The following is a 12,425-nucleotide window of genomic DNA, read 5'->3' on the forward strand; positions in this document are numbered from 1 at the left end:
TTCAAGAGTATAATGTTAACAATTAAATAAATCTTATATTTGCGGTAGTACAAAATAGAAATAACTATATAATAATAGAATATGGATACGAATTATGTTTCAAGTTATGAGATGAAAGCCGCACAAGCGACTCTTCTCAAAAATGTTTATTTATGGATGACCGTGGCATTGGCTATTACGGGAATTACGGCGTTAGCCGTAGTAAACTCTCCGACATTGTCATCTTTGCTTTTCAGCGGTAGAGCTACGTTTTTTATTTTGTTAATAGCAGAACTCGGTTTAGTATGGTATGTTTCGGCGCGAATCATGTCCTTATCCTTTACTACGGCGACCGGTTTGTTTATGCTTTATTCCTTATTAAACGGCCTTACGCTGTCTGTCCTTTTTGCCGTTTATACTCGTAGTTCGATAGCTTCAACCTTTTTTATTACGGCCGGAACTTTCGGAGCGATGAGTTTATATGGATATTTTACGAAAAAAGATTTGTCTTCTTGGGGAAATATCTTGATTATGGCGGTTATAGGTTTGATTATTGCATCGGTGGTTAATATCTTTATGCAGAGCGCAATGATATATTGGATCATAACCTATGCAGGAGTGTTGATTTTTGTCGGTCTGACAGCTTATGATACACAAAAAATCAAACAGATGTTGGCTAATCAGGAAATAAATGAGCAGACCCAGAAGCTGGCATTGCTGGGAGCTCTGTCGTTATATCTTGATTTTATTAACTTGTTCTTGTATTTGTTGCGTATTTTCGGGGACAGGAAATAAGATAGTATTTTATGGATGAAAGCTGGAAAGAGTTTTCCTGTTTTTTTCTATCACAATAAAAAAGGCGCGATTACAATTCGTGCCTTTTTTATTGTGATTTATGGAATGACCGAATTAGAGTTTACAACCTCCGTTGCAACGGGGTTTTATCTGTTTAAAGAAGTCATTGCCTTTATTATCTACGAGGATAAATGCAGGGAAATCTTCTACTTCAATTTTCCAAATGGCTTCCATTCCCAGTTCAGGATATTCTAAGCATTCTACTTTTTTGATATTGTTTTGAGCCAGAATAGCTGCCGGTCCGCCTATACTTCCAAGATAGAACCCTCCATGAGCTTTACATGCATCTGTCACTTGTTGGCTGCGGTTACCTTTTGCTATCATGATCATCGATCCTCCTTTTGATTGGAATTGATCGACATAAGAATCCATTCGGCCTGCTGTTGTCGGACCGAAAGATCCGGATGCCATTCCTTTAGGTGTTTTTGCCGGACCGGCATAATAGATCGGATGGCCTTTCAGATATTGAGGCATATCTTCACCGGCATCTAAGCGTTCTTTGATTTTTGCGTGGGCGATATCACGACCGACGATAATCGTTCCATTCAAAGAAAGTCGCGTAGCAACCGGATATTTGTCGAGTTCGGCAAGAATCTCTTTCATCGGACGGTTCAAGTCTATTTTAACAGCATTGCCTTCTCCTGCCTGACGTAATTCTTCCGGAATCAGTTCTCCGGGTTTATCATCAAGTTTTTCGATCCAAAGTCCGTCTTTGGTGATTTTAGCTTTAATGTTTCGGTCTGCCGAACAAGAAACTCCCATACCTACCGGACAAGAAGCTCCGTGTCGGGGCATGCGTATGATTCGTACATCATGTGCAAAATATTTGCCGCCGAATTGTGCTCCGATACCAGATTCTTGAGCAGCTTTGAGAACTACTTTTTCGAGTTCGACATCTCTGAATGCCCGACCATATTCATTCCCGCTTGTAGGAAGATTGTCATAATACTTGGTCGATGCCAGTTTTACCGTTTTCAGATTGGTTTCGGCTGAAGTTCCGCCGATTACGAACGCTATATGATAAGGAGGGCATGCTGCCGTTCCTAAAGTTTTCATTTTCTCGACAAGGAATTTAACCAGAGTGTCGGGGTTAAGCAGAGCTTTTGTTTCTTGAAACAAGTAAGTTTTATTGGCAGAACCACCGCCTTTGGCTACAAAAAGAAATTTATATTCCATCCCGTCTACGGCATAAAGGTCGATTTGTGCGGGAAGATTGCAGCCGGTATTTACTTCTTTGTACATGTCTAACGGCGCATTTTGCGAGTAACGAAGGTTCTCTTCGGTATAGGTTTTATACACACCTAAAGAAAGAGCTTCTTCATCGCCACCTCCTGTCCACACCTGTTGGCCTTTTTTCCCGACAATAATTGCCGTTCCGGTATCCTGACAGAATGGAAGTTGTCCTTTACATGCAACTTCTGCATTTCGTAACATGGTGAGCGCTACGTATTTGTCGTTTTCGCTGGCTTCAGGATCATGAAGTATTTTGGCTACCATTTCGTTATGTTCGCGTCTCAACATAAATGCTACGTCACGGGTTGCCGTATTAGCCAAATGGGTAAGCGCTTCGGGCTCTACCACAAGAACTTCTTTACCGTGGCAGGTTTCTACCGATACACCATCTTTGGTAAGCAAATAATATTCGGTAGTGTCTTTTCCCAGAGGAAAAGGTTCTTGATACTTAAAAGGTTTTGTCGCCATACTTTTTTATGTTTAAATAATTTGAATGTTCTAAGAGCCTGTCTAAATTTTCCGATAGCAAAAAATCTATCTGTCCTTTGGGAACTATTTCCCTGTATCTGCATGTTACGCAGTTCTCAATGCTCCTTGTCGGGACTGAAAAATGTCCTCAAAACAATCCCAAAAATGTCTGTGCAAAATTTTGACAGACTTTTGTTTTTACAAAGGTACACGATCTTTTCATAACAAGAAAGTCGCTTCAGGATAATTTCTGTATATAAAACCTATAATTTAATATTCTTTGAATGGAGTCTCTCTTTTTTGGGGTTATTTAAATGGTATATAAACCATCTTTTTTGCTCAGATATGCTATTTTTTATAATTATAGCATAGAACTTCTTCATTATGTTGTTTTCTTTGTGTTGTAAAAATACTACAATTGTATGGTTTTTATTATTTATTATTAAACAAACGATTATGAGAAGTTTTGAAGAAAGAGTGAATGAACGACCGAAAGCGAGTTCGCACCAGATTATTCTGGAGAAATTGAGAAAACGTTTTCCCGACCGTCTTTTAGACAGCGACGATACGTTTTTTGATGCTTTAGTAGAGTATGACACGCATTTGTGCGACCGGTATGAAAAGTTGCGGGATGACCAGACGAAACTTGCCACACTTTTTATCAGTAATCCGAAAATGGGAGGATTTATTTCTGATGTAATATCCGGAGAGGACGCATTGGTCGCTTGTGTGAGGTATTTCGGAAAAGATGTATTGGAGTGTGCCAATGATGAAAATCGTATGGCGCAATTACAAAAAGAGAATGATGAGTTTCTTGCCCGTATGTCGGCAAACCGTAAACTTGAAAAGGAGATGGCCGAAAATTGGGAACACAGTAAGCGTGCGATCACCCGGTTTAAGGAATCGAAAAATATGAGTGACAATGATTTCGATAATTTTCTCGAGAGAGTGCATCATATCTGTGAACATGTGTTTATGAGCGACTTTACACCGGATGTTTTGGAAATATTATTCAAAGGGGTCAATTATGACAATGATCTGGGATGTGCAGAGAGGGCTGCAGAAGTAAGAGGTCGTAACGAACGCATTTTGCTGGAGAAAAGACAATCGGATGGAGACGCCTTGCCGGGATTGCATAATAACCGTTCGTCAAGGAGTGAAGAGGAAGAGAACCTGACTCCGGGATTCGGATTGAGACGTCGTCGCAGTGTGTGGGACATGTAAAATCAAATAAACATTTAATGAATTAACATCAGCAAGTATAATTAACCGATTATTTATCTTTTAAAAACAATTAGTAATGAATAAAGTATTTAAGTTTTTGAAATCGAAAGATTTCTGGTTTTGGATGGTTGCAATTCTGGTCATGATTTTATTGGTCGTGATTTATCGGGATTGTACGTTTGCAATGGCGGCGGTAATACCGGGTGTTTCGGGTGGAAAAATATTGACCGGAGAACCGCTGACTACGGATATTAGTCGTCGTGAGAGCGAAGGGCTTCTCATGAGTGAGGTCGATAAACGGATTACCAAAATACGACCTATGTCCACTCCGATAGATCAATTATCTCGTTGGACGGGAGCTCGCCGTTCGGGATCTATGATTGTCGACTATTATTCGGTAGATGTAAAACCTACTAAAGCGACATTGAATGTCGCTTATACAGAACCGACCTCTTCTGATGTTACGGCTGCTTCTCAGAAAGTCAAATTGAACACAACGAATAACGACATTTTCGAAGTTTCCGAGACGATTCTCGTTCAAGGAGTTAAAGGGTATGAAGCAGACGGTGTGACGAAATCGAAAGCCGATTTGGTACTTTATATCTCCAGTAAAGAAGAAAATGGAGAATTGAATGTTTATGCAATCAACGGGAAAAAGATCGGATCGATTGAGAATTGTGTTCCATCTATCGATAAAGGTACGACATTTATACGGATGGGACGTGCCGCTACGGAGTTGGATGTGCAGACTGCGCAATTCGAAGCGCTTCCGGTGAAAGAACAGAATTTTTGTCAGATCTTTAAAATGCAGGTAGAACAATCTACTTTCCAGAAAATTGCGAATAAAGAGGTTGAATGGGACTTTTCTGATTCTGAGGAGGCCGCAATTTACGATATGCGTTTGGGAATGGAAAAAACATTCATGTTCGGTGTAAAACGTATGATATATGATTCTAAGAAAAAAGAAAATGTCTCTTTGACAGGTGGGATTTGGTGGCAAGCCGGAAAAGAATATGAATTTGATCCGAAATCAGAGCTTACTCAAAATGATCTTATCGATATTATGAAAGAGGCGTTTACCGGGAATGGGGGAAATAAACGAAAAGTGTTGATCGGCGGTTCGGACTTTATCGGTCGCATAAACAAGCTGGAGATTACCAAAGTGGTATCAGCTAATGATGATTTTGTAAAATGGGGAATAGACTTTTCTGAAATTAAATCAAAATTCGGTAAGCTCTTTATCTTGTATTCCGAGGTTTTTGATGACTGTGGTATGAGCGATTACGGGTTTATTTTCGATCCGGAGTTTATCTCAAAATGGGCTCACGTACCATTCGGAAGTCAGAAACTCGATCTGAAGGGTGCTGGTATCCGGAATACCGATGCTCTTGTACTTACAGAAGCAAGTTGCTTGACCCTGCGCTATCCGGCAGCTCATATGCGTATTGTACCTAAAACAGCATAATTTTTTTGTAATGATGATGTGATCTGTCCCGGATCACATCATCTCGATTATTAATTTTCAGATTTTAGAATATGAAGAATATAAAAACATACGAGACTCGTCATGGAAATTTAAGTACGGTTGTACAAGTCGGGAACCGTAACGTACGTATTCGTTTTATCTCGAAGGACAATGTTCACGGTTATTATGCGACGACAGATGTCGATTTGCAAAGAGCAATCGAGTCGGATAGTGGATATGGGCGCAAATTTTATTTGCTGGAGGAGACTTGCTCTTGTGATGAAAAAGAGATTGAATTAAAGCCGATCCCTTATATTAAAACTTGGCAGAATGCCAAAGAGTTGTTGAGAAAAAAGCCATATTCTGTTCCTGAATATGAATTGTCTTCTCCTGAGAGAATTGAAAAGTCTGCAAAGAAGAATGGAATAGTGTTCCCTTTGTTGAAGAGTAATCTATAAAAACAGAAGTAGATATGCTGGAATCGGAAGAAAAGTGGTTGAAGAGAATCCGGACGAATATGGAAGAATTGCTTCCGGAGAATGAGACTGTTGAAATAGACATTTTTGGAGTCGATGTGGGAGAGTATATTCGTGCTAAACTCCCGGATGCGATTGCCCGGGTATTTATTACAGCTCCGGTTCATCTGTTAGAAGGAAAGGAGTGTAAAGATGTTTTATTTCCGGAAAAACGCCAGGATGGCAGCGGCAGAGTGGTTTTCCCGGAAAAGGTGTTGAGAGTGCTTTCTTTTAAAATGAAAGGTTGGAATCGTCCGGTAACCCGGTTTATAAATTCTTGCCATGCAAAAAGCGAACTGCAATATAATCGGTATGTGCGAGGAGGGGTGAATAAGCCTGTTGCCGTTTTATCTATGTCTGCATCGGATAGGGTTGTTCTGGATTATTATTCGTTACCTGCGTCTTTACGTGTTCATGAGGTCGATAGTGCGGTGTATATACCTGTCCCGGAAATGCAGGATGGCGGTTATGATGTCCCGGCCAGGTTGGCGGATGCTGTTGGATATGTCTGCGCAGCTATGGTTTATGAGATATTGGGGCAACCGGATATGGCGGCACAAATGGTTGGAAGAGTCGCATTGCCGGAATTATAGAATTATAAATAAGTTATTTAAGATCAGAAAAATGTTTACACAAGGAAAATTTATGGGATATTATTGGGGAGTCGGCGCATTTTTGTCCAGACACCCTAACGGAGGAATCCCCGGTGGTTTTTTCGTGAACGGAGAGACCAATTCGATATGGGTATGGGATTTTCTCAACAAGAAATGGATAGACAGTAACCGGGTGGAAGGTCCGTTGCAAGGAGTGGTAGATGATCCGGCAACGTTTGAGCCGAATGCTAAATTGGGAATAAAAACGACATATTTGTATGTGTCGAATAAGCCGGGTAACATCACATTTGCCAATTTTTTAAATGCGGGTGTTCCGATAGAGGTCTCTACCGAAACGAATGCTGTTATAATGTTATTTTGGAATGGCGATTATTGGGAGACGTCTGCCGTACCTATTTATGGAGATGTGTCGGACAAAGCCGACAAAGACTTGTCTAATGTTTCGGAAGAAGATTTGGTCAAGGTTCTTTATGGACCGGATTATGACAGCAGTACGGAAGCATTCAGGGAATTTATCACGACAGTACCGGAATCGCTAAAAGTAATAAACAAGTCGGCAATAGACAATACCACATCTTCCGGCAGTTATATTGTCATCGATAAGCAAAAAACTGATAGCTCGTATTTGCTGCTGTTGGTAGATATGAGTGTAAATACGATAAACAGGGAAAAAACATATACACAGAAATTATTCGGAGACTCGTCCGGCGAAGTATTAGTAAGGGAAAAATCCGGAGACTCGGCATGGAGCGAATGGTCCTCCCCCTTTGTCCCCGTAGATCTGACGAATGTAGATAAAAAAGCAATTCAGGAGAAAGTTGGCATCTATGAATCGGAATATACCAACGATACGGATGATTCCCGCCGCTTTATAGCATTAAAGGTTTGGGACGATGCCGATAATAACCGCAGTATTGGCATCACATCGGAAGGAGAGCCGTTCATAACCTTGTTGGATCCGGAGGAAAACCCGGAACGGATACCTCTTGCCCTTGCAAAAAATGCAAGTGATTTGGAAGCCGGTCTGATGCCTTCGTCGGACAAGCGGAAACTGGACTCGATCGAAATCATAGATATCGATCTCAATACCGCTGATGGTACAGAAGAAATAGCCGATGCAGATACCGCCATACCGTTTTTAGGAAACGACACATTCAATGATATAATCACGAATGTTGAAACGGGGACAAGATACCTGTTCTATTATAAATATACCGTTGAAGATACGACCTATACAGGAAATTTTGTTTTTGCGACAGAAAATGACGGAGAAACCGGTAAAATAACCTTTACCAATCCGGAATCTCTCGTCTCCATGATAATAGAGAAAATAAGACCGGATATGCCAATCCAAATAGCAGTAACATTACCATAACGATAAAACCATAACAATATGAACAATATCATGCCCTTAGATAAGAACCTCAATCCCGTACCGGTATTGCCGATAGGAACAGCCCAAGACATCACGGACGGGACACTTCCGTCAGGAGCAAGCCGTATAATCCGGATAACGGCCGTTACCGACTGCCGGCTCTGGCAATATAGAGGAGATAAAACCGGCAGTGGAGTTCTCCTCCCGTCCGGACAGACAGAATACTTTTCGGTATATGAGGGGTATTCGATAGAGATATCGGGAACAGCAAATGTAATGGAATGATGAACGGATTAGGGAACTTAGGACATTTAGGGAAGCTTGGTCACGCTTCAACCTCCGGGACGAACCATCCGGAAGTAGAGGCCTCCGGCCGAGCTTTTCCGATCTGGAACACGAAACCGGGAGACGATAAACTGTTGTCCCTATCGATACATGGGCTTACGGAACATATCGGCACACCGACTCCGGAGAATCCCGTACCTATGCGATCGGTAGGAGACAGTGGGCTGTTTTTGTCAGTCATGCCGGATAAAGCAGGAAGCGATTACCAGTTGTTGAACATCAAAGAAGCAATGAAAAAGGCGGGACATGACGGTATCCTTCGATCAGTAAACGGCATATACGATGAAGTAGTGTATAACGGAAAAGAATGGAAACTGATACAGCGGATAGGTGTGAGTACAGGATTCACCGTCACTTCAATCTCAACACTTAATAGTAACGGAGATTTAAGAGAAGTCCTTATAAGAGGATCGGTAAAAGGAACACAAGTAACCCCTGACATATCTGTCTTTTACAGCAATAAATTCTATTATACAGGAGATTCTACATCCAATAAGTGGAATAAAGTGTATGGAGTATGGACAAACAGTCTGAGATACGGATTTACAGTTGTATATGATATAACCGACTATCCAACGGAAGAAGCATTAAAAGCCATGATCGAGGATGAAAGTACTATCTATTATTATGTATTATTTACTCCGGCAGAATATTCTCTTGATTTACCGGTAATAACGACCTACGACGAACAGACCTATTTCGCCAGCAATGCCGCCGAAGTAAAACCCCGTATGATAGCCCGATGTAAAGTATCGAAAGCATTGGACTACATCCGGGAGGGTCTGATCGGTTACTATACCGGTCGAGGACGAAGCAACACGGATGAGAATAAAAACATTCTTCCGGATCTATCCGGCAACGGGAACGACCTTGAAAATAAAAACTTCGCATATACACCCGATTCCGGTTACGGAGACGGATATATTCAATATGACGGGGTAGATGACTTTTCAAGTGTTGAAAAAGCAATGACCAATATAGATTTTACAATTCTTTTTACAATTAGTGATGTTGAATTATTAACCGGTAATAGTTGGAGCGGACTTATTTATGGGAGTAGCTATTATTTAGGAATAAACAAGGGTATTTGTTTTTCGTCAGAGAATAGATATATAATGAATGGCAATATCAGTAAAACAAATTTTAATATTGCCAATAAAGGAAAAGAGATATTCGTTGTAGGATGCTTTAATGGCGGAAAAGAAAACAAAGTAATCGGGATTACATTAGGATCAATAAATAATTCCCCTATTTACGCATGTAAACAGAAAATATATGATGCATTAATATATAACAGGGAGTTAACCGAAGAAGAAATAAAGCATAACTATAAGGCCTCGTGTCAATACAACGGAGAAGATATAGACGGCAAGGCCGGAGAAAATAACGAATTCTAAAAACCAAAATACGATGAACAGATATTACAAAATCCCGATTTCGGAACTTAAAGATATAGACCCGGATTGGGAAACGAGAAGAAAGAACGTAGACGCAACAGAAGCGATCATACACGTAGAAACATACGATACGCTGGTATCGGAGAGAAATAAGGAAATAATGCCCCTATCGGAAGATAGCGTAGAGTGGGAGAATTATCCCGTCTATCAGGGGAAAGAGCTGGAGAAACTGTTGGCCAGCCCGGAATGGACACCGGATCAGGAAGGAGGTCTTCGATGAAATGGTTGAGAGAAAGTAACCGTCCTCGTCATATCTTATATGGATTTCTCGGGGCGTTGATAGGCACGTTACTGTTTTCCATAGGCTTGACGATCGGCAAGGAATATGGAGACAAGGCATGGAGCGGGAAATTCGACCGGCTCGATTTATGGGCAACACTGATAGGCGGTATTGCCGGACAAATTGTTCAATTATTTATTATATGGAGGATATGGATATTATTTTAGATTTTATTAGCAGCGATCAGATCGGAGAATTAAAACGTCGAGCTGTCATTATTTTAGTTTTTTGGATCATAATGGTTATAGCCGTATTTATCGATTTGTGGACGGGAGTTGAAAAAGCCAGAGCCCGACACGAGCAAATTTATAGCGATAAACTTAGGCGAACGGTAGCAAAGATCGGAGAATATTGGAGAGTTCAGATAATGTTCCTGTTATTCGACATTGTCGGTTCGTTTATCACGGTTTATAATCTTCCTTATGCCTCCATGTTCGGGACGCTCTGTATCGTGTATATAGAACTGCGCAGTGTCTTCGAGAACTTGAAAGAGAAGCGGTCAGTCGCCGCTGATATCCCCGAAGCTATGAAAGAGATCATCAATTGTAAAGACATTGAAAAAGCGAAAGAGTTAATCGAAAAATTAAAAGGAGTAGGAAATGAAAAAAAGTAAGCACTTTAAAATACAAGAACTTGTTTGTCCCGAAGTCTATAAAAAATATGGAGAACGGGCATGGATGTTTATCGATCCGGAATTGATAGAGACGCTTGATATAATCCGGGAGAAAATATTGGACAAACCGATGATTGTTAATAATTGGGTTTCAGGAGGAGGTTATACCCAAAGAGGACTTCGGTGCAATATTTGTCAACTGGTAAGGGATAAGACAAAAAACGGGAAACTCTATTTGTCTGCGCATAATTTCGGGAAGGCCATAGATGCGACGATAGAAGGGATGACAGTGGAGGAAGCGAGAAGATTGATCATAAAAAATCAAATTCTGCTGCCCTGTCCGATTCGTTTGGAGGATGGCGTTTCTTGGCTGCACTTGGATGTGTATGATGCGGATAAAGGGAAAGTACATCTGTTTAAGGTATAATTCGAAAACTTTGAATAGATTAAGGCTATAAAATAGGTATAAAATAAAGACTTCCCGAAAAATTCAATTTTTCGGGAAGTCTTTATTTTATAGGAATATTTAAAATTCTGCATTTTTCGGAGTTCTTGGGAACGGAATGACATCTCGAATATTTGTCATTCCGGTAACGAACAATAAAAGTCGTTCAAATCCTAAACCGAAACCGGAATGCGGGGCAGTCCCGAAGCGTCGTGTATCGAGATACCACCAAATATCTTTTTCCGGAACACCCATTTCTTTAGCACGAGTATAAAGTTTGTCATAATTTTCTTCACGTTGCGAACCTCCTATGATTTCTCCTATTTTAGGGAATAGGACATCCATGGCGCGGACCGTTTTTCCGTCATCATTCTGTTTCATATAGAATGATTTTATTTCTTTCGGATAATCGGTGAGGATGACCGGACGTTTGAAGTGTTCTTCTACCAAATACCGTTCATGTTCGGATGCGAGGTCTGCCCCCCAATATATCGGAAATTCGAATTTGTGACCTTTAGCGACCGCATCTTCCAATATCTTGACACCTTCGGTATAAGACAGTCGTACGAATTCATCTTTAAGAACCGATTGCAGCCGTTCGATAAGTCCTTTGTCGAACATGTCGTTAAGGAATTGCAGATCGTCTTTACAGTTGTCTAAGGCCCAGCGAACGCAATATTTTATGAAGTCTTCTGCCAATTGCATATTTTCTGCAATTTCGATAAATGCAACTTCCGGCTCGATCATCCAAAATTCTGCGAGATGACGGGGAGTATTGGAGTTTTCTGCCCGGAATGTAGGACCGAATGTATAAACGGCTCCCATCGCCATCGCTGCTAATTCGGCTTCAAGTTGACCTGAAACGGTCAGGCTCGCCTGTTTACCGAAAAAGTCATTATCATAAATAATCGATCCGTTTTCATCCTTTTTCAAATCATACAGATTCATGGTAGTCACCTGAAACATCTGTCCTGCTCCTTCACAGTCGGAAGCGGTAATGATCGGAGTATGAAAATAGTAAAAACCTCTTTCATGGAAAAATGTATGTATTGCCATTGCCATGTGGTGTCGCATCCGAAATACAGCTCCGAACGTATTTGTACGAGGACGCAGATGTGCTATTTCTCGTAAAAACTCCATGGAATGACCTTTCTTTTGTAACGGATAGGTCAACGGATCGGCAGTTCCGTATATTTCTATTTCTTCTGCTTGTATTTCTGCATCTTGGCCTTTTCCCTGCGATTCGACCAATAGTCCGTTTACATTGATACAAGCACCGGTTGTAATCGGTTTTAAGAGTTCTTCATCGAATTTTTGCAGGTCGATGACTATCTGCATATTTTTAATTGTCGATCCGTCATTTAAAGCGATGAACCCGACTTGTTTGTTCCCGCGACGAGTACGAACCCATCCTTTTACGTTAACTTGAGTTCCGAAAGGTTTATTTTTGAACAGATCTGCGATTTTGGTTCTGCTGATTGTTTCCATTTGTCCTTCTTGTTTTATGCCTGAACACGAATGTCGGAAATTTCCGATATTCGTGCAGATTTATTTTTT

14 protein-coding genes are annotated in these 12,425 nt (G+C 40.8%); 12 read left to right on the forward strand and 2 right to left on the reverse strand.

Annotated features, from left to right (window positions below; genetic code table 11):
- Positions 1 to 81 precede the first annotated feature (81 nt).
- Positions 82 to 774, forward strand: a complete 693-nt coding sequence (locus QUE35_RS10800; protein WP_009319081.1) for a Bax inhibitor-1/YccA family protein — start codon at positions 82 to 84, stop codon at positions 772 to 774.
- A 114-nt stretch (positions 775 to 888) separates the two neighbouring features.
- Here QUE35_RS10800 and QUE35_RS10805 read toward each other — a convergent pair whose 3' ends face one another.
- Complete coding sequence (locus QUE35_RS10805) at positions 889 to 2,535, reverse strand: fumarate hydratase (RefSeq protein ID WP_022600718.1); 1,647 nt, start codon at positions 2,533 to 2,535, stop codon at positions 889 to 891.
- A 456-nt stretch (positions 2,536 to 2,991) separates the two neighbouring features.
- Here QUE35_RS10805 and QUE35_RS10810 point away from each other — a divergent pair, with 456 nt between their 5' ends.
- The 11 genes from QUE35_RS10810 (at position 2,992) to QUE35_RS10860 (ending at position 10,850) form a co-directional block, all read left to right on the forward strand.
- Positions 2,992 to 3,759 carry a hypothetical protein gene (locus tag QUE35_RS10810; RefSeq protein WP_244925468.1) on the forward strand — a complete coding sequence of 256 codons (768 nt, stop codon included), beginning with the start codon at positions 2,992 to 2,994 and terminating at the stop codon, positions 3,757 to 3,759.
- A 76-nt stretch (positions 3,760 to 3,835) separates the two neighbouring features.
- Positions 3,836 to 5,224, forward strand: a complete 1,389-nt coding sequence (locus QUE35_RS10815) for an SU10 major capsid protein (protein WP_022600720.1) — start codon at positions 3,836 to 3,838, stop codon at positions 5,222 to 5,224.
- A gap of 71 nt (positions 5,225 to 5,295) precedes the next feature.
- Complete coding sequence (locus QUE35_RS10820; RefSeq protein WP_009319077.1) at positions 5,296 to 5,682, forward strand: hypothetical protein; 387 nt, start codon at positions 5,296 to 5,298, stop codon at positions 5,680 to 5,682.
- A gap of 14 nt (positions 5,683 to 5,696) precedes the next feature.
- Positions 5,697 to 6,332, forward strand: a complete 636-nt coding sequence (locus QUE35_RS10825; protein ID WP_022600721.1) for a hypothetical protein — start codon at positions 5,697 to 5,699, stop codon at positions 6,330 to 6,332.
- Between the two features lie 31 nt (positions 6,333 to 6,363).
- A complete protein-coding gene (locus QUE35_RS10830) occupies positions 6,364 to 7,728 on the forward strand; it encodes a hypothetical protein (protein WP_022600722.1) in 1,365 nt (454 codons plus the stop codon).
- Between the two features lie 18 nt (positions 7,729 to 7,746).
- Entirely contained in the window at positions 7,747 to 8,013 is a 267-nt protein-coding gene (locus tag QUE35_RS10835) for a hypothetical protein (protein ID WP_022600723.1), read from the forward strand.
- Positions 8,010 to 9,470 (forward strand): hypothetical protein, encoded by a 1,461-nt coding sequence (locus QUE35_RS10840; protein ID WP_286260833.1) that lies wholly within the window; start codon positions 8,010 to 8,012, stop codon positions 9,468 to 9,470. The genes QUE35_RS10835 and QUE35_RS10840 overlap by 4 nt, the downstream gene beginning before the upstream one ends.
- Before the next feature lie 13 nt (positions 9,471 to 9,483).
- Complete coding sequence (locus tag QUE35_RS10845; RefSeq protein WP_009319072.1) at positions 9,484 to 9,750, forward strand: hypothetical protein; 267 nt, start codon at positions 9,484 to 9,486, stop codon at positions 9,748 to 9,750.
- The gene (locus QUE35_RS10850) at positions 9,747 to 9,977 is read left to right on the forward strand and encodes a hypothetical protein (RefSeq protein ID WP_022600886.1); all 231 of its coding nucleotides are present in this window, start codon (positions 9,747 to 9,749) and stop codon (positions 9,975 to 9,977) included. Before QUE35_RS10845 ends, QUE35_RS10850 begins: the two co-directional genes overlap by 4 nt.
- On the forward strand, positions 9,962 to 10,423 hold the full coding sequence (locus QUE35_RS10855; RefSeq protein WP_009319070.1) for a phage holin family protein: 462 nt from the start codon (positions 9,962 to 9,964) through the stop codon (positions 10,421 to 10,423). The genes QUE35_RS10850 and QUE35_RS10855 overlap by 16 nt, the downstream gene beginning before the upstream one ends.
- Positions 10,410 to 10,850 (forward strand): hypothetical protein, encoded by a 441-nt coding sequence (locus QUE35_RS10860; protein WP_022600885.1) that lies wholly within the window; start codon positions 10,410 to 10,412, stop codon positions 10,848 to 10,850. The genes QUE35_RS10855 and QUE35_RS10860 overlap by 14 nt, the downstream gene beginning before the upstream one ends.
- Before the next feature lie 99 nt (positions 10,851 to 10,949).
- On the opposite strand, the gene asnS is transcribed toward QUE35_RS10860, so the two are convergent.
- Positions 10,950 to 12,356, reverse strand: a complete 1,407-nt coding sequence (gene asnS, locus QUE35_RS10865) for an asparagine--tRNA ligase (RefSeq protein ID WP_009319068.1) — start codon at positions 12,354 to 12,356, stop codon at positions 10,950 to 10,952.
- Positions 12,357 to 12,425 lie beyond the last annotated feature (69 nt).

The organism is Coprobacter fastidiosus (assembly GCF_030296935.1).
Lineage (GTDB): Bacteria > Bacteroidota > Bacteroidia > Bacteroidales > Coprobacteraceae > Coprobacter > Coprobacter fastidiosus.